The organism is Thermoflavimicrobium dichotomicum (genome assembly GCF_900114055.1).
GTDB classification, from domain to species: domain Bacteria; phylum Bacillota; class Bacilli; order Thermoactinomycetales; family Thermoactinomycetaceae; genus Thermoflavimicrobium; species Thermoflavimicrobium dichotomicum.
Genome location: NZ_FORR01000001.1, coordinates 229,747 through 247,990 on the forward strand (window position 1 = coordinate 229,747; position 18,244 = coordinate 247,990).

General features: G+C 40.0%; 17 protein-coding genes. All 17 read right to left on the minus strand.

Annotated elements, in window-relative coordinates:
• Positions 1 to 181 precede the first annotated feature (181 nt).
• Positions 182 to 1,282, minus strand: coding sequence for a murein hydrolase activator EnvC family protein (locus tag BMZ78_RS01065; RefSeq protein WP_093227213.1), 1,101 nt, complete (start codon positions 1,280 to 1,282; stop codon positions 182 to 184).
• Positions 1,283 to 1,555: 273 nt separating this feature from the next.
• Positions 1,556 to 2,614 (minus strand): murein hydrolase activator EnvC family protein, encoded by a 1,059-nt coding sequence (locus tag BMZ78_RS01070; protein ID WP_139203241.1) that lies wholly within the window; start codon positions 2,612 to 2,614, stop codon positions 1,556 to 1,558.
• A 27-nt stretch (positions 2,615 to 2,641) separates the two neighbouring features.
• Positions 2,642 to 3,808, minus strand: coding sequence for a murein hydrolase activator EnvC family protein (locus BMZ78_RS01075; RefSeq protein WP_093227215.1), 1,167 nt, complete (start codon positions 3,806 to 3,808; stop codon positions 2,642 to 2,644).
• A gap of 26 nt (positions 3,809 to 3,834) precedes the next feature.
• Complete coding sequence (ftsX, locus tag BMZ78_RS01080; protein ID WP_093227217.1) at positions 3,835 to 4,734, minus strand: permease-like cell division protein FtsX; 900 nt, start codon at positions 4,732 to 4,734, stop codon at positions 3,835 to 3,837.
• Positions 4,724 to 5,410: a cell division ATP-binding protein FtsE gene (gene ftsE / locus BMZ78_RS01085; protein ID WP_093227219.1), complete on the minus strand. Its 687-nt coding sequence runs from the start codon at positions 5,408 to 5,410 to the stop codon at positions 4,724 to 4,726. The genes ftsX and ftsE overlap by 11 nt, the downstream gene beginning before the upstream one ends.
• Positions 5,411 to 6,017: 607 nt before the next feature.
• Positions 6,018 to 7,346 (minus strand): hemolysin family protein, encoded by a 1,329-nt coding sequence (locus BMZ78_RS01090; RefSeq protein ID WP_341849618.1) that lies wholly within the window; start codon positions 7,344 to 7,346, stop codon positions 6,018 to 6,020.
• A 385-nt stretch (positions 7,347 to 7,731) separates the two neighbouring features.
• Positions 7,732 to 8,169: a DUF350 domain-containing protein gene (locus BMZ78_RS01095; protein ID WP_093227221.1), complete on the minus strand. Its 438-nt coding sequence runs from the start codon at positions 8,167 to 8,169 to the stop codon at positions 7,732 to 7,734.
• 20 nt (positions 8,170 to 8,189) lie between these two features.
• Entirely contained in the window at positions 8,190 to 9,434 is a 1,245-nt protein-coding gene (locus tag BMZ78_RS01100; RefSeq protein ID WP_093227223.1) for a glutathionylspermidine synthase family protein, read from the minus strand.
• A 5-nt stretch (positions 9,435 to 9,439) separates the two neighbouring features.
• Complete coding sequence (locus BMZ78_RS01105) at positions 9,440 to 10,021, minus strand: hypothetical protein (RefSeq protein WP_093227225.1); 582 nt, start codon at positions 10,019 to 10,021, stop codon at positions 9,440 to 9,442.
• Positions 10,022 to 10,039: 18 nt separating this feature from the next.
• Positions 10,040 to 10,498 carry a hypothetical protein gene (locus BMZ78_RS01110; RefSeq protein WP_093227227.1) on the minus strand — a complete coding sequence of 153 codons (459 nt, stop codon included), beginning with the start codon at positions 10,496 to 10,498 and terminating at the stop codon, positions 10,040 to 10,042.
• A 28-nt stretch (positions 10,499 to 10,526) separates the two neighbouring features.
• A complete protein-coding gene (locus BMZ78_RS01115; protein WP_093227229.1) occupies positions 10,527 to 10,961 on the minus strand; it encodes a DUF350 domain-containing protein in 435 nt (144 codons plus the stop codon).
• A 156-nt stretch (positions 10,962 to 11,117) separates the two neighbouring features.
• Positions 11,118 to 11,792, minus strand: coding sequence for a TerC family protein (locus BMZ78_RS01120; protein WP_093227231.1), 675 nt, complete (start codon positions 11,790 to 11,792; stop codon positions 11,118 to 11,120).
• 376 nt (positions 11,793 to 12,168) lie between these two features.
• Positions 12,169 to 12,498: a c-type cytochrome gene (locus BMZ78_RS01125; protein ID WP_093227233.1), complete on the minus strand. Its 330-nt coding sequence runs from the start codon at positions 12,496 to 12,498 to the stop codon at positions 12,169 to 12,171.
• Between the two features lie 30 nt (positions 12,499 to 12,528).
• A complete protein-coding gene (locus BMZ78_RS01130; protein ID WP_093227235.1) occupies positions 12,529 to 13,215 on the minus strand; it encodes a hypothetical protein in 687 nt (228 codons plus the stop codon).
• Between the two features lie 170 nt (positions 13,216 to 13,385).
• Positions 13,386 to 14,174, minus strand: coding sequence for an enoyl-CoA hydratase/isomerase family protein (locus BMZ78_RS01135; RefSeq protein ID WP_093227237.1), 789 nt, complete (start codon positions 14,172 to 14,174; stop codon positions 13,386 to 13,388).
• A 62-nt stretch (positions 14,175 to 14,236) separates the two neighbouring features.
• Positions 14,237 to 15,344 (minus strand): peptide chain release factor 2 gene (gene prfB, locus BMZ78_RS01140; RefSeq protein ID WP_139203242.1). Its coding sequence is split into 2 segments (ribosomal slippage): positions 14,237 to 15,271 and positions 15,273 to 15,344, totalling 1,107 coding nucleotides; the frame shifts between segments, so codons are not numbered across the junction.
• Between the two features lie 257 nt (positions 15,345 to 15,601).
• The gene (gene secA / locus BMZ78_RS01145) at positions 15,602 to 18,145 is read right to left on the minus strand and encodes a preprotein translocase subunit SecA (RefSeq protein ID WP_093227241.1); all 2,544 of its coding nucleotides are present in this window, start codon (positions 18,143 to 18,145) and stop codon (positions 15,602 to 15,604) included.
• Positions 18,146 to 18,244 lie beyond the last annotated feature (99 nt).

The following is an 18,244-nucleotide window of genomic DNA, read 5'->3' on the forward strand; positions in this document are numbered from 1 at the left end:
CCTTTACACCACCCTTTGACCACCACCCAGCTAGCTGGTTGAGCAGAAGGTCTTGTACCTATTTCAATGTATGTATACCTGAAGAAAAATAAAACAAAAAGGTCAAAGAGAAGAAAAACGGAGAAGCCCATATCCTTGAAAAAATGGAAATGAGCCTCAACCATGAGCGTTCCCTCTCCACTTAGTTTAGCCAATTCAGCGGATCCACAGCTGGTGCATCTCTGCCAAAATCACGCCGTATTTCAAAATGCAGATGTGCCCCCGTTGATTGTCCATTGTTCCCAACTTTACTGATCATTTGCCCGGCTTCCACTTCTTCACCCACTTCAACGGTCACATCCCAACCATAGCAGTGTCCATAACGCGAGATAACGGGCTTACCGTCTTTATGGCCATGATAAATACTTAAAATCCAACCATATCCGGATGCTGGACGATTCTCTACAACAACTCCATCTCCTGGAGCATAAATCGGCGTTCCTCTGGGTGCACCAAAGTCAGTTCCTTTGTGTGGCCGAACATAACCCAATACAGGGTCTAACCTCCCCGATAGATTAAAGTGAGAAGTTACACGCATACGATCAAGCGGATTTCTGGTAAATTCTTTAAACGGAAAATTCAAACGGCCACTTGCCAATAATTCTTTATTAATTTCCATGACCATATCTTTATATTCTGCCTCTTGTGCGGCCAATTTCTTCAATTCGCTCTTTTTATCTTCCTGACGTTTAATCAGCTCTTCATAGGCTTTCCTTGAGTCATCCATCAATTTTTGTTGCTGTTTACGCATATTTTCCAGTTCTGATTTCTTCTTTTGCACGGCTGCAGCCGCATCCATCCTATTTTTCAACAAACTATAATCCTGTTTCATAATTAAACGGACAGATTCAAAGCGCGCTAAAAATTGGCCAAACGATTTGGCAGATAATAATGTTCGCATATAGCCAAATTCACCTAGTTGATATAAACGACGAATTCTTTTATTATACTTTTCGCGATATACCTTTTCCACATCTTTTGCTCTACGCCACTCCACGACTTTCTGATCGACTTGTTTTTGAATTTTGATCACTTGATTTTCTGCCTGTTCGATCTGGTCTGTATACTTTTTCAGCGAAGAATCATTCTTGGTGATTTCTTCCAGTAGATCTTTCTTCTCCTTACGTACTTCATGCAGTTTCTCTCTTGCATTTTCTGTATTCTCAGCAGAAGCATTTCCATATGAAAACAGAGTAGTGAGAGCGGCAACCAGCGCAGAACCAATCACCCATCTCTTCTGCAAAACCTTTCCCCCTCCTGTCTACAATCATCCACTTTGTACTTCAAGCTTATCTTTTTTCTACACACCAAGACTGTGAATCTTTTATGAAAAAATCCGAACATTCCCTATTTGTAACCATTTGCACAAAATAAATATAGGATCAGGCACAAAAAAATTATACCTTGATCTTTTTATAACAAGCAAACCTTTTATCCCATGCATAAATGGAAACGGTCGATTCGGCAGAAAAAAGTCCCCGCCAAATTGACCGTTTCTTGCTTCTGTCTATAATCGTTATCGCAAATAATTAGCCGGGTTAACAGGAGTATTGTTTTTGCGCACTTCAAAATGCAAGTGTGGACCTGTGCTTTGACCATTATTACCTACAGCACCAATGGTTTGTCCTGCTCTGACTTTTTGACCTGGGCTAACATAAACCCCGGAAGCGTACATATGACCATACCAGGTCGCAAGTCCATTTCCATGGTCCACAATAATCAAATAGCCAAATCCTGAAGAAGGCCCCGCTTTTACAACCGTTCCCGAAGCTGCCGCATAAATTGGGGTTCCGACCGGCCGTGGAATATCAATTCCTTTATGGGCATAAGAACCACGCCATTCGCCAAAGTTCCAATAAACTCTCCCTGGCGTTGATGGAAAATGGAATCGTCCAGAATAGGAACCTGTCCCTGAAGAAATCAAACTTTTGATCTCATTTAATTCTTCTTCTGTCAACTCTTCTTTCTTTTCCAGCTGCCTTACTTCTGAAGATAGCGATTTTAAGCGATCATTGAGCGCCTCCATTTTTTTCTGGGCTTCTTCCAGCTTTGGCTGGCGTTCCTTTTTTAATTTCTCCAGTTGATCCTGCAATTTTTGAATTTTCTCTACATCTTGCCGATAACTTTTAATCACCGTATTATCCTGTTTAATGAGCAAACGCAAACTTTCAAAACGTTTCAGGAATTCCCCGAAACTTCTGGCGGATAATAATTGAGCCATATAACCAAACTCGCCTTGCTGATAGAGGCGGCGAATCGTCGATTGGAATTTTTTCTCTTTTTCTCCTAATGCTCTCTTCTGCTTGACTAATTGCTGGCCCTGTTCCTCCATCTTTTTATCAAATTCAGTTAATTCTTTTTCGATCTGTTCAATCTGCTTTTCGAGTTCGTCCTTCTCTTCACTCGTTTGATTCAGTTCTTCCTGTTTCTCTTTCTTATTTTCGCGAATTTCTTGCAGGTCTTCTTTCTTTTGCTGAAGTTTAGAATTGCTTCCCTCGGCAAAACTGATATTAGATACTGAGAGACTCAAGGCTAAACTAACCGACAATGCACAGGCAACTAGTTTTCGCTTCAATGTTTGAAGACCCCCCCTTATGCAAATCTAGTGAAAGATCGATGGATGAAAATAGGGCCTTGGATTGATTGGTTTTCCATTTTGATGTACTTCAAAATGCAGATGAGGTCCTGTTGACCAGCCATTGCTACCAACAGCAGCTATCACTTGACCGCGTGATACGATCTGCCCTTTGCGGACTCTGACCGTTTGGCTATACATATGAGCGTATAAAGTAGACAATCCATTCCCATGATAAAGAATAACAACATAGCCATAACTTTTTGAGGATCGTGCTTCAATCACTTCTCCCGTGTCAGCTGCCTGAATTGGCGCTCCCAGTCTTCCACCAATATCCAACCCTTTATGTAGTCGATATTGGTGAAGGACTGGATCCCATCTCATCCCAAAAGATGAAGTGATTTTCGCACCAGCAACTGGCCAAATGAACATCCCGTTTGGATCTCGGAGGGAAATTGGATTTAACCTCTTTCGTTCACGCTCTTTTGCTCTGGCTACACTTTCATTTACCAACTGATTCAGTTCCTGTTGGGCTACTTCATTTTCTTTTTCCAGCAGATGCAATTGTTTATCAAGTTGAGCCCATAGCTGTTGGTTTTCATGCAGCATTTGTGATAGCTGTCGCAAAAGCTGATTGGAAAGGTGCTTCAACTTTTTCTGTTTTTCCTGCTTTGTCTTTAATTCATTTTGTTCATCCATCAAAAGCTGCATTTCTGATTGGTATAAATCAAGGAATTGTGCATCCGAGCGAGCTACAGCGAAAGAAGTAACCGCACGTTCGAACAAGTCAAAGAACGTGCGCGAATGAAACCACTTTTGCCATGCATACAGTGGACTCAGTTTTTTCACATGCTGTTTCCGTTGAGCCAACTCCCCCTTTCGTTTAGCCAAGTGATGTATCCGTTGTTTTATTTTATTTTGGCCTTTTTCCAACTCTTGTTCAATAGAAAACACTTTTTGGTCAAAAAGCTTTAACTTCTCTGTCAAAGATTGAATTTGTGCAATTAAAATAGCTTGATCTGTTTCCATCAACTTTTTCTTTTTTTCAAGTTGTTGCACTTTTTTATCTCTGTCTTTAATGGCTTTTCTCTTGCTGTCCCATTCTGAGGAGTTATGAGCCATGATCGGTTGCGAACATAAAAGGGTGAACATGACGACAAGGACAACAGCCCCTGCTAACCCGTTTGGCTTCACGACCTTCTCTCCTCATAGGAAAAATACTAGATTTTCAAGAAACGACGTACAGAAATCATACTTCCTAACGATCCGATGGCAATACCAATCAACATCGTACTGATAGCAATCCGAATACTCAATTGATCTACAGGCATGATCTTGAACAATCCGTACGCTTCGCCATCATTAACAATATCATAAAACAGGAAATAGAATGTAATCAGTAAAATAATTGGAACAATGGAGCCAATAATACCGATAAATGCTCCTTCGAAGAAAAACGGCCAACGAATAAACCAGTTACTTGCTCCAACCAGACGCATAATCTCGATTTCTCTACGACGTGCTATAATGGTCAATTTAATCGTGTTGGAAATAAGGAAAGATGCTAATAGCGCCAGTCCTAAACTGAAAAAGAGAACAATGTTTCTCATTACAGAAGACAGTCTGAGCAACCGGTCAGTAACGCCTTCACCATAATCTACATGTTCAATCTGTGTTGTATTCTTAGCCAATTCATCCGCTAACTCTTTTGTCTTATTGGGATCTTTGGGTTGAACAAGGATCATATCAGGCAGTGGATTATCTTCATCCTGTAATGCATCCAAAAATTTGTTGTTATTTCCCCACTGCTCTTTCAGATCTTTTAATCCCTTTTCCTTAGGAACAAACTCTGCAGTTTTGACCAATGGATCTTTTTGGATGGTTTCTGTCAATTTTTCTTCTTCATCGGCACTAAGTCCATCTTTTAACGTGACACGAATGGCTACTTGCTTGTCCAATTCCTTGGTTAAGAAATTAATGTTAAATGTGAAAATCAAAAAGATCCCAAAGATAAAGAGTGTCACGGCTACAGCTCCAATGGCCGCAAAACTCATCCAACTGTTTTTTCTAATTCCACGATATGCTTCACGAATGTGGCGAATGAGGGTATCAATCTTCATAACCGTATTCGCCTCCTAACTCATCACGAACAATAACACCTTGTTCGATCGCAATTACACGCTGTCTCATCGTATTCACAATCTCCTTGTTATGTGTAGCCATGACGACTGTCGTTCCACGATTATTGATCTCTTCTAACAGATACATAATATCCCAAGAGTTTTCCGGGTCCAGATTACCAGTTGGCTCGTCAGCAATGACAAAAGTCGGATTGTTGACAATGGCCCTTGCAATCGAAACACGCTGTTGCTCTCCACCCGAAAGCTGTGAAGGCAGTGCATGCATCCGATCCGTTAAACCAACCAGTTCCAAAACCTCTTCTACCCGCTGTTTGATTTTCCGTCTGGGTGCTTCTACAGCCTCCATAGCAAACGCAACATTTTCATACGCAGTTAGATTGGGCAACAATTTATAATCCTGGAATACAACGCCAATCTTTCTTCTGACATGCGGGATTTTCCAGTCACGTACCCGTTTGACATTGACACCGTTAATCAATACAACACCATGAGTAGGTACTTCTTCTCTATACATCAACTTGATCAATGTACTTTTCCCAGATCCACTTGGCCCTACAATGTAAACAAACTCGCCCTGTTCAATCTTCAGGTCAATCCCGCGCAGCGCTTCTACGCCATTCGGATATACCTTCCAAACATCATGCATCTCAATCACAGAACCACCTGCCAGGAATAATTTGTTTTAGTACTCTACCATTTTGCATCTGCTTTTCACTAACCTATATTTTATACCATAATGGATAAGAAGAGAAAATGTAATAACTGGGATGATTTGCCATTGTCTTTTCAGAGCCCTTGCCATTTATTTTTATATTAACGGATCCCATATTTTATTTGTTTATGGATCTCTATCATTATGTAACATTTTTTTATATATTTTATGTCAATCTTATTAGATATCTTATAATTTGAACTTATTATTCTTGTTTCTCTGCTTTTTTCACCTCCCACTTGGCATCGACTCTTCACACACTATTTTTCTTTGATCAAATTCTACAAAAAAAGTCATTTTTATTCTATTTTAACAGAAAATTTCCTTCCGAGAAATGCCCTTTCTTACTCTTTGAGATATAGCAAATAAATCTGAATGGAACTAACACCCACATTTTACACAAAGTCATTATGAATTGGAAATAATACCCTTAAGTATATATGATCTAACAAAAAAAGGGAATGAGAGACTACAAAAAAAGAACAACTACATTGGATGACAGTAGTTGTTCGACGATCAGAAATACATAGGATCATTCAAGTTTTGATGATCAACCACAACCCTGGATTTTTTCTTCTGCTTTCTCTTCTACTGACTGATGGCGTTTGACAGAAATCCGCGAGATTCTTAACCGTTCCACTTCTTTCACAGTAAACAGCCAGTTTTCAAATGTAACTTGATCCCCTACTTTTGGAACTCTCCCCAAGCGTGAAAATAACCAGCCACCAATGGTATCATTATCAGGATCTTCAATATTAATCTGAAAGTAGTCATTCACTTCTTCAATAAGTAATCGAGAATCAATCGAAGTTTCATCTCCATTTTTTTCAAAGAATGGTTTCTCATCATCAAACTCATCTTGGATCTCACCAAAAATTTCCTCGATGATATCTTCTGTCGTCACAAGCCCGGAAGTTCCTCCATATTCATCGATCACGATGGCCATCTCTACCTTATTTTTTTGCAAGGTTTTCAAGATATCTTTCAATTCCATGGTTTCTGGAACTACAATAGCTGGCCGGACAAGTTCCTGGAGTTTGGGTTTTTGTCCCTCTGACAAACACTCATACACATCCCTTATATGAATGATCCCTTTGATATCATCTTTATCTTTTCCACAGAGAGGAAAACGTGTATGATGGTTCTTCTTGATAATGTCAAAGTTCTCTTCAAACGACTTTTCCTCGAATAAACAAACCATCTTTACACGTGGAACCATCACTTCTCGGGCAACTCGTTCTGTAAAATCAAACACACGATCAAATAACGTCAGTTCAGTCTGATCAATGACACCGCTTTTATGGCTCTGAGCAAGCAACATACGAATTTCTTCTTCCGTATGCACCTGTTGTGTCTCTTCCAACTTAACCCCAAACATTTTTAGCACCAAATTGGCTGAACCATTGAGAATAAATATAAAAGGCTTAAACAACTGGTAAAACCAGTTCAAAGGTGGTGCTGTCCACAATGTTACTTTTTCAGCTTGTCGAATCGCCAATGATTTTGGAGCCATTTCTCCCAAAACAATGTGCATGAAAGTAATCAAACTAAAAGCAACCGAAAAGGAAACCGTATGCGAAGCCCATTTAGGCAGTTGCAAATAGGTAAAAAATGGCTCTAACAATTTGGCAATAAACGGTTCTCCTACCCAACCCAAACCAAGAGAAGCGAGTGTAATCCCTAACTGCGTAGCTGAGAGATAGGCATCCAAGTTGGCCAAAACTTTTTGAGCAATTTTTCCCCGATGTGTTTCCAGATGGGCAATTTGCGTTGATCGAACTTTTACAATCGCAAACTCTGCTGCGACAAAAAAACCATTAAGAAATACTAAAAACATCACTAAAAGTAACTTTAAACTGACACCTATGGCATCTTCCAAATGAGTTTTACCTCCTATGTGCTAAACAATCTAACAGGTAAATGAAATTTCAGCAGGGAATTGCCGTTGCAGATATTTTCGGAATGTTAAGATCACCGGATGGAATCATTTCGTTCAATCCCTCAAGCTAACACACACACCCCTTCAGTTCCCTTTTAGTAATTATTATAGCGAATATGGATGATAAAAGACTATTTAGACAAGACTTTTTGCCTTGATTGGAGTTCAAATCGGGTAGCACTTCCCTTTCCGTATATATTTTATTCTACCATCTCGTTAGTCATGAGAAAGATAAAAGAAATGAATGATGCCAGAAAGGGAATCTATTGAAAGAATAGAAAAATTTTCTGCTTAAAATCGATTGACCATTATGTTTTTCTTCTCATTAGGTTAAGCTGACCAAACCACCCAATAGAAGTCCTGCAGCAATACATATTCTGGAAGCAAGGAAGGCTACAGCTACATTCCCTTTCGCAATTTCTGACTGTATTTTTAGTGGCGTACATAACACAAATAAATAATAGATGATGATTTGGAATATAATACCAATCATCCCCCAAGCCAAAAGTCTTTTCAAACTAAATAAATTAAATGTGGAACAAAATAAAATAAATCCTAAACCAAGCATTTTTCCTGTCAAATCATAAGCGACCGCTTTGGCTTGGTTTATTTTTTCCGGTTCATTAAAATTAGCACCTTCTTTTAGCAATTGGAATGGAGAATAAGGAGTGATTGTACCAAAAATCAAAATACCAATAACCATGATAGGGATTGCCACTAATAAATAGAAACATGCATTTAGCACTGCATCCCAAACCGTCATAAAAAATAAGGCCCCCTCATCTACTTCAGTCCTACAGGCAGATAATAAGAATTATCACCCGTAATTTCTTTATCTACACGGGCAATAATGGCAGAAGCTTCCCCGTCAATCAGAAAGGATCCCCATAACAATCGTCCCGAAAAGTCACCTGTCAATGTTTCAACCTCTATATGCTCCAACTCGACCCATTCCTGGTAGATCATCGGTTGTTCCCAATAATGTTTTGCTTGATCTTTTGCTAATAATACACCATGTTGATCAAAAATACGAACAGCCCCACCTTCACGACCAAAAATCGGTTTTGAAACATAGGCTTTTTGCCCATGAAAACAATTTTCAAAGTAGGTAGGGATCATATAGGTTTCAATAATTTCATGCTCTTCTTCAGAATAAAAAACACCTTGTTCATGGATACTCCAAATCAAAGCCTGCAACGCTTTGGTCTGAGCAATAAATGCTGAAGGTGGATTAATAATCCCTACTTTTTTATTGGCAATGAGCTGTAATATATGAGCACCAGTCGGATATCCATCTATATCCGTTGCTTCTGCCAGCATTTCCAAAGGATACAGCCGATATAAGATATCTACAGGTAACAGCTTTTTTTGCTCTAAATCCTCCACATACAGACGGTCTTCATATACAGTTAATGAAGAAAGCGGAACAAACTTGGCTGGTAAACCCGATAGATGCATTAAATACCGAGTGGTACCTGCATCTTCCAAATGCCATTCCAAGGCACTGAAATAAATATGTTCGGTTCGAAATCCCAGCTCACTATATCGGCCAATAATGCGTTGAAAAGCACGGGTAAGCTGTTGGTCCATTCCTTTATTTGGATTTTCCACTTCAAAATAAGAACAAACCCGATCATTCACATAAAAAGACTCAACAATACTCGTCGGCGTATCACTATTAAACTCCAGCATTTTTAGTCCTTTAGGAGTATTGGCAAAATCAAAACGCCCAATTAAAGTAGGGATCTGACTATCGATCTCAACACGGATCGCTTTCCATGTTTCTCTAGGAAGTCCCAATTCCCGCAGCAAACCATTATACCCATTTTGTACGACTTGAACGGTTCGGGCAAATATTTTTCCTAGCTGTTCCGTTGCATAAGCAATCTCTTGACGAAAAGAAGGAGAAATGATGTGAATCGTAGCCAACGCATATTCATCGCCGTCCGTTTTATTCACATCCCAAAGAAAGAAATTCTCTTCTCGCATAGGATGATAAATCTCAGCACGTCTCTGTTGATAACTCATCCTGTTTAGCCTCCAAAAGAGTCATCATCATCCGTGATGCGAAGATAAAGTTTTTTACCGTTGGACACTTTATATACTTCAGGTTCGTGACGCTGCAAGTTATCATCACAATACCCATCGTTGTTGTCATCATAGCAGAGATCCTCATCATCAACATCATCATCGAACATTGCCTGACAAGCTGCAAAACCAATCACAGAAGCCAGAAACAAACCAACAATCTTGCCAACCTTCCGTTTTTTCTTTGGTTTTTGTTCAGGTGGCATCTGATTTCCTGACCATCCTCCGCCTTGATTCACTGAATTTTGAACAACATTTGGTTGTGGGAATGGATTTGGCGGGACAGAACCAGCAGAGCCAAACGGACTATTCTGATTGTTAAATGGTTGTTGCCCAAAAGGTTGCGATGAAAACGGTCCAAGGTTTCCACTTGGTTGTTGAAATGAATTTGGTTCGCCAAAAAGGCTGCCTTGCTGATTGGGAGATTGTCCTGGCCCTTGAAAAGGGTAGCTATTCTGTTGATTGGAAGAACCAAAAGATGGTTGAAGAAACGGATCATTGTGAAAAGAATTACGATTTTCACTCATCCTTACAAGCCCCTCTCATCAGATGATTGCCGAAGTCGGCTGGGCATAATACACATATACCTTTCGATTTTCGTCTACCTCGGCAAAAAGTTTTTCCCATTCTTTACCTTCCAAGTAAATGAAATCGCTCATCAAATGAGCTAAAGCCTCCTGTGAATCAAAGAAAGTGAATGAATGAATCAACAAATCTTTTTTGGTCTCCTTTTGATAATGTCTGACTTCAATTCGAATTCCCTTCCAATCTGGCATGAATATCAAACCAGGATTCTTAATCTTTTTCTCCTCATCAACTTTAACATAAATGATATAAACGCCATCCTCGATCGCACAAGATGTTTTCTCATATACCTTATGATCCTGTACAAGATAATCACAAGCAAAGCGCAGTAATATCTCATCCTTACTAATCGGATCATAATACGAAACAATGGGGAAACCTCTTTCTTCATCCAGGAAACGGTACTCTAACCTAAGCATTTTGTAAGCTCCTTTATTTTCACCAGTCCTAATAGTTAACAAGAGCAGCCAATATCACGCCAGTGATCATACTAAGATTAGAAGAAAAGATAGCAACTGCCACATTTCCTTTCGGAATCTCTGCCAGAACATTTATGGGGGCAAGTAAATGAAATAAATAAAAAACGATGATTTGCAAGAGAATCCCTAATCCTCCCCAAATAGCCAAATCGACTAAAGGAACAGAATTAAAAATGGATGAGGCCAATACTATCGTCAATCCAATAATTTTTCCGCTTAAATCGTACGCAACGGCCTTTGCTGCTGCCGTTTTTTGCGGATCCGAACTGTTTGCCCCTTCTTTCAGTAAAACAAATTCCTTATAGGGGGTTGATAATATAAAAATAAAAATTCCTACAGCTAATAGAGGGATAGCTACAGCTATGTAACTAATGAAATTAATAAAAGCCTCGAACTTCCACATCTATGACTTCCTCCATTCGCCCCACCATAAAATATGAAATGGAAGCATTTTTCCCTTTTATTATACCGAATAACTCCCCTTGAATTAGTATATAAATTGAAAGAAATTCCAACAGACGTCACTTTTTACATCCATTTAAACAGATTGTATTTACTTTCAATCAGAGTTCATTTTTCTTTCTTTTAATAATCTACCGACTAGAAGGACAAAAGAAATAATACCAATAATAACTGCATATTTCAACCAGACATTTTCGATAAAAAATGACTTAACCAGATGATCATCCACTATCATTTTTGCCGCTGTCCAAGCAAGTACTCCTGATCCCATGTAAATAATCCACGGAAAACGCTCCATTAATTTAAGAAATAATGTACTTCCCCAAATAATAATGGGCACGCTGATCAGAAGACCCATAACCACTAACAAATAATGACCATGTGCAGCACCTGCAATCGCTAGAACATTATCCAATCCCATGACCGTATCCGCAATGACAATGGTACGAATGGCCGTCCACGCATTGTCATCAGCCTTGACATGATCAGGTTCATTTTCATCGAATAACAATTTACAAGCAATCCAAACGAGTATCAATCCACCAGTTAGTAACAACCCAGGAATTTTGAGCAACCATACAACAGCGAAGGTACAGATCATTCGCATGATCAAGGCTCCAATGGTTCCCCATAAAATAACTTGCTTTTGCTTATTTTGAGGTAAATTTTTTGCCGCCAATCCGATTACAATCGCATTATCTCCAGCTAACACCAAATCAATAATGATAATTGAAAACAAAACGGACAAAAAATCAGTAGACAGGTATTCCATGTCCATTCTCCTCTTTTATATCAAAATAAAAAGACCTTTACTTTTCTCCAAGAAAGTAAAGGTCTCGCTAACAACAAGGCTATGTTGTCAACAAAGCCGGGGAACATATAAAACTTCCCGTAATGACGACTTTGTTGTTATAGCTACTCCCCTTTAGTTAGATAGCAGATGACGGCGAAGATAAATATCCTTTCTACAATACTATCTTAACACATCGATCAATAAAATGCTATTGATCAACCATAAAATTAAGCTTGTACCAAGGACTTCTATGAGAATCTAAAATCATTTTTCTCGCCAACATCATTTCATTATTTCATGGAGAGCAACGTAAAATCAATACACGATCAGTTAACCGTTTATCTTTCCAATATCGCTATTTTTTACCTGCCAGCCATTCTGCCAGTTTTTCTCTTGCCTGATCAGAAATTTGAGGTTGTCCTGGCATATCTCCTTTTCCCTCTTTAATTACTTTTACAATCTGATCTTTGGTCATTTTACCGCCAATTTTTTCCAAATTCGGACCGATTCGCCCTTCCAAATTTCCTCCATGGCAACTTGCACAATTATTGGCATAGGTTTCTTCAGGTGCCAGAGAAACATCATTTGTTGATTTTGTTTGTTGATTTGACTGTGATGTTTGACTACAAGCTGCCAACAAGCCAACAGAAACAATGACAGCAAAAAAAGCCCATTTTTTAGTCATCTTTCATACTCCTTTCAGATTCATGCAGCCTTATTTTTGTTTTCTTTTTGATGAATCCGAAGTATCTTCTCCAGGTTGTGGCGGTTGAGTATTTCCTTTTGTCAATAAACTTTTTGAAAGGACGGAAGTAGGTTGAGATTGATGACCTGAACTCTCACTTCCAATGATTCTATCTGGATTGAGCAAGCTTTTTTTGTACATCCGCCTACTTTCCGATGAACTCATGTTTTCATTTGGTTGAGATTCAATCGACACTTTTTTCGTAGTCATGTTCACTTCTAAGACACCTGTTTCCGTGGTTTTCTTTGCGCCACTTCTTGTTGACCTGGACAAACCGTTTTTGCCCTGATCCCTTCCAGAACGTCTTCCCAATCTTTTTTCTGGTTTGGGCTCGGGCTCTTCTTTTTCCTGCGCCCCGATCAGATCCGAAGAAGTAATAATCTCTTTATCTTCATCTGGTAAAACCTTACGTGGTTTTCTTTGCTCAAGCTCTTTTCTTTTCTCTTTCATTTTTTTCTCTCTTTCCAAGGTTGCCCGACGTACTTTTTCTACAGAAATGCGTTCTGTATCTGTTTGTACTGCATCTCCAGGAAACAATTTATCCAGTTCTTCCAGTTCCTTTTTTCTTCGCTTGCTAATGACAATACTAACAATAATGACACCGATCAATACTACTGCAATTCCAATCCATAAAATTGGATTTGTTAAAAATTCCATCAGCATAAACCTCCTTTTATGATATTTGACGGAATGTAATGAGCAGTTTCACAAGGAAAGCCGGCATTGATGCCGGCTAAAATTGAACCATCGGGAAACCCTTTTCACTCTGCCTGATCGGCCTCACAATGAACCAGACAAATACAACAACGACGGCTTAATACACCGACTTATTGACCTTTAAACTGTGGCTGTCTTTTTTGTAAAAAAGCGTCCATTCCTTCTATGCGATCTTCCGTTTGAAAAGTAAGACCAAAGTAAGCAGCTTCCATTTTTAAGCCTGTCTCTAAATCAGCATCCAAACCTTGATGAATTGCTTTTTTGATTAAGTTTAGTGCAATCGGTGCTTTTTGTGCAATCTTTTCAGCCAATTTTTTAGCTTCAATTAACAACAAGTCACTTGGGAATATTTTTTGAACGAGACCTAATTCCTTGGCTTCAGCAGCAGACAGAAAATCACCTGTCATACATAAATACTTGGCCATATTTTTGCCAACAGCTCTCGCAAGCCTTTGAGTCCCACCATATCCAGGAATTACACCTAAATTAATTTCTGGCTGTCCAAACCGTGCATTTTCAGCAGCCAAAATGATATCTCCACACATCGCCAGCTCACAGCCCCCGCCTAGTGCAAAACCATTGACTGCCATAATCACCGGCTTAGACAAGTTTTCAATTCGATTAAACACACGCTGGCCAATTAAAGCCAATTGCTCTGCTTCAATAGCCGATGAAATTTCCCGAAGCTCAGTAATATCCGCTCCAGCTACAAAAGCTTTTTCTCCTGCTCCGGTTATGATAACAACACGAATATCATCACTTGATTCTACCCAAGTAATCGCTTCATCCAGCTCTTCAAGCAACTCTCTATTTAATGCATTAAGTACTTTTGGACGCGACAGTGTCAGTAGTACCCAGTTTCCACCCTGCTCTACCAAGATATGCTCCCACTGAGCCATTGGCTTTTGTCACCTCGTTCTTTAATTCCTCATATTTCCATGACATTGTGGATCACAACAGCTTATGCCTTTTTCATTTGTTGTCGAAGATATGCTTCAATAAATGGTGTAATCTCTCCATCCATGACAGCTTGCACATTTCCGACTTCTACTTGGGTCCGATGATCTTTTACCATGCTGTAAGGATGGAAAACATACGAACGGATTTGGTTACCCCAGCCAATCTCTGTTTGTTCTCCTTTTAATTCATTTAATTCTTTTTGTTGCTCTTCCAGCTTGCGTTCATAGAGTCTCGCTTTTAAAATTTTCATCGCCCGTTCTCTGTTTTTGATTTGCGAACGCTCGGATTGACATGTAACCACAATGCCTGTTGGCAAATGGGTAATTCGAACGGCCGAGTCGGTTGTATTAACGTGCTGGCCACCCGCTCCACTTGAGCGATACGTATCAATCTTGATTTCATCCGGCTTTATTTCGATATCAATATCATTATCCACTTCAGGCATCACATTTAAGGAAGCAAATGAAGTATGCCGACGACCTGAAGCATCAAAAGGAGAAATGCGCACCAAACGATGAACCCCTTTTTCTGCCTTTAAATATCCATAAGCATTCGGACCTTTAACAAGTAGGGTTACACTCTTAATCCCAGCTTCCTCACCTGGAAGATAATCCAATGTTTCAACCTTGTACCCATTCTTCTCAGCCCAACGTGTATACATGCGCAAGAGCATAGATGCCCAATCTTGCGACTCAGTTCCTCCAGCTCCTGGATGCAACTCAATAATGGCGTTATTTTTATCGTAGGGTTCGTTTAACATCATGTTTAATTCAAAGGAGTCCAACTCCTTCTTTAACGCCTGGATTTCTTTCACCTGTTCTGCCATTAATGCTGGATCTTCCTCTTCAGCCAACAATTCCAACATCATTTGCAACTCTTCTTGTTTTTCTTCAAGTTCGGTAATTTTTTCAATCTGCTCTTTTAGATGCTTCATTTCGTCGATCACTTTTTGTGCTGCTGACTGATCATTCCAGAAATCAGGTGCAGCCATTTGTTCTTCCAATTGGCTTAATTTGGCTTGCTTCGAATCGAAGTCAAAGAGACCCCCTAATATCCGCCAAACGCTTGGCTGTATTTGCCAACTCATGCTTCATTTCATTCAGTTCCATATCGTTCACCTCTATTTCAACATCTTTATACATTATAACCCGGTTTCACCATAGAAAAAAGCATGGGCTCCATATAAAAAATGGTAGGGAAGGTTCTTCCCCCATATAGATTGTTGACACAGCTCCAATTTGGCGCCGGGATTCCTTTTCCGTTTCGATCCTGCTCTATCAATACAAGCTACAGTTTCTCAACCGGAACAAGAATCCTGATTTGTCAACGACCCTGGAGGGAAATCCTTCCCTTATCATGTAAGGCTTCATGAATTAACACTCTGCAGTTTTTTGGACTTCTGACAACAGTTTTTATACTTTTTCCCGCTACCGCACGGGCATGGCTCATTCCGACCAATTTTTTCACCACGGCGGATTGGCTGCTTTTTCGAATCTTCTTTTCCTTCCTGACCGCCCGAAGTTGCAACTGTATTCACAGCAACTTCTTCACGTTCGATCTCATCTTCATCATGGATAACGGATTTCATTACATATTTCACAACTTCTTCTTCAATCTCTTCGACCATTTGATCATACATCGCTCGTCCTTCAAATTGATAGGAACGTAGCGGATTGTCCTGTCCATATGCTCGCAAATGGATTCCCTGACGCAACTCTTCCATTGCATCGATATGATCCATCCATTTACGATCAACGGTTCGCAAAATCACGACTTTCGAAAACTCTTGGAGGCGTTCGTTACCTAATTCTTCTTTTCGCTCCTCATAAAACGCCACTACTTCATCATAAATGGCCTGAATCATTTCTTCTGGCTCTTTATCCTCTAAATCCTCTTCTTTAATTCTTCCTTCTGGCAGTATATTGCTGGATACAAAGTCGACAATCGCTTCCAGGTTCCAGTCTTCTTCCAACTCTCCATTGGTATGCACTTTAACGACACGTTCAATTACCGATTTCGCCATCGCTAGCACGTTATCAGTCAAATCGTCACTCATCAATACTTCGCGGCGCTGTTTATAAATAATTTCCCTTTGATCATTCAGGACGTTATCATATTGTAAAACCCAACGACGTGCGTCAAAGTTGTTTGCTTCCACTTTCTTTTGCGCATTCTCAACCGCTTTGGTAAACATTTTTCCTTCGATGGCTTGATCTTCTTCCAGCCCCAGTTTCTCCAGCATTGCCTCCATGCGTTCTGAACCAAAACGCCGCATGAGCTCATCCGAGAATGATAAAAAGAATTGCGAAGAACCCGGGTCACCTTGACGTCCGGAGCGACCACGCAACTGGTTGTCAATCCGGCGGCTTTCATGCCGTTCTGTTCCAATGACATGTAATCCACCTAGTTTATCCACACCTTCACCGAGCTTGATGTCGGTACCACGACCTGCCATATTCGTAGAAATGGTCACCATTCCACGTTGACCGGCCTGAGCAATAATTTCTGCTTCGCGCTCATGGTTTTTGGCATTCAAGACCTGGTGTGGAATGCCTTCTTTTTTTAGCATCCGGGATAACTTTTCCGATTTTTCGATGGACACAGTCCCAACCAAGACTGGCTGACCTTTTGCATGCCGTTCTTTAATTTCACGAACAACCGCTCTAAACTTCGCATCTTCCGTCTTGTACAGAACATCCGACAAATCCTTACGGATCATTGGACGGTGAGTAGGAATCTGCACCACATTCATATTATAGATCGTGCGAAACTCTTCTTCTTCGGTCTTGGCTGTTCCCGTCATTCCAGCCAATTTTTTATACATACGGAAGTAGTTTTGCAAAGTAATTGTTGCCAAGGTCATGCTTTCCCGCTGAACTTGCAAACCCTCTTTTGCTTCGATCGCCTGGTGCAGTCCATCACTATAGCGACGACCATGCATGAGACGTCCAGTAAACTCATCTACAATCACAACACCATCTTCATTGACGACATAATCCTCATCGCGCTTCATCAATGTATGAGCCTTCAAAGCCTGTTGAATATGATGATTAAGCGTAATGTTCTTGAGATCATACAGGTTATCAATACCCAAGAAAGATTCTACTTTCTTTGCACCCTCTTCAGTGAGCGAAACCTGTTTTGTTTTAATATCAATGGTATAGTCTTCATCTGCCTTTAACCGACGTACAATCTTATCCGCTACATAATACAAATCGGTTGCCTTACTTGCCTGTCCACTGATAATCAATGGAGTACGTGCTTCATCAATCAGAATACTGTCAACCTCATCGATAATGGCATAGTTCAATTCCCGTTGTACCAATTGCTCTGGATAGAGAACCATATTATCACGCAGATAGTCAAAGCCAAATTCATTATTGGTACCATAAGTGATATCCGCCTGATAAGCAGACCGTTTTTCTTCTGGAGACATCATGGGCAAGTTAAGTCCAACCGTTAAGCCTAAAAACTCAAAAATAGGCCCCATTAACTCTCTGTCACGTTTCGCCAGGTAATCGTTAACCGTGACAACATGAACTCCTTTACCACTCAATGCATTTAGATAAGCAGGCAAAGTAGAAACCAATGTTTTTCCTTCACCTGTTTTCATTTCCGCAATATCACCATGGTGCAAAACAATCCCACCAAGGAGCTGTACCCGGAAATGCCGCTCACCCCGAACCCGTTTCGCCGCTTCACGGACAACCGCATAGGCTTCAACCAATAGATCATCTAACGTTTCTCCATCTTGAAGTCGCTTTTTAAATTCATCCGTTTTGGCTCGTAATTCAGAATCGGATAACGAGCTAATTTGCGGTTCGAGTGCTTCGATTTTATCAACGATTTTGGAATATTTAGCGAGTGTTCGCTCATTGGCATCAAATAATTTCCGAAGGGCTTTTAACACCTTCATCCCTCCAAACATTAAAATGAAAATATATACTCAAACAACTGATCATCATCCAAGTTAAAGAAAAAGTACTGACTATTAGTTTAACAAATATCC

Excerpts from the sequence above, each read along its gene's own strand:
- BMZ78_RS01115 (WP_093227229.1), bottom strand. The coding sequence starts at position 10,961 with ATGTGGAAGTTCGAGGCTTTTATTAATTTCATTAGTTACATAGCTGTA.
- BMZ78_RS01120 (WP_093227231.1), bottom strand. The coding sequence starts at position 11,792 with ATGGAATACCTGTCTACTGATTTTTTGTCCGTTTTGTTTTCAATTATC.
- BMZ78_RS01125 (WP_093227233.1), bottom strand. The coding sequence starts at position 12,498 with ATGACTAAAAAATGGGCTTTTTTTGCTGTCATTGTTTCTGTTGGCTTG.
- ftsX (WP_093227217.1), bottom strand. The coding sequence starts at position 4,734 with ATGAAGATTGATACCCTCATTCGCCACATTCGTGAAGCATATCGTGGA.
- BMZ78_RS01105 (WP_093227225.1), bottom strand. The coding sequence starts at position 10,021 with ATGAGTGAAAATCGTAATTCTTTTCACAATGATCCGTTTCTTCAACCA.
- BMZ78_RS01100 (WP_093227223.1), bottom strand. The coding sequence starts at position 9,434 with ATGAGTTATCAACAGAGACGTGCTGAGATTTATCATCCTATGCGAGAA.
- BMZ78_RS01110 (WP_093227227.1), bottom strand. The coding sequence starts at position 10,498 with ATGCTTAGGTTAGAGTACCGTTTCCTGGATGAAGAAAGAGGTTTCCCC.
- BMZ78_RS01095 (WP_093227221.1), bottom strand. The coding sequence starts at position 8,169 with ATGACGGTTTGGGATGCAGTGCTAAATGCATGTTTCTATTTATTAGTG.
- BMZ78_RS01135 (WP_093227237.1), bottom strand. The coding sequence starts at position 14,174 with ATGGCTCAGTGGGAGCATATCTTGGTAGAGCAGGGTGGAAACTGGGTA.
- BMZ78_RS01130 (WP_093227235.1), bottom strand. The coding sequence starts at position 13,215 with ATGGAATTTTTAACAAATCCAATTTTATGGATTGGAATTGCAGTAGTA.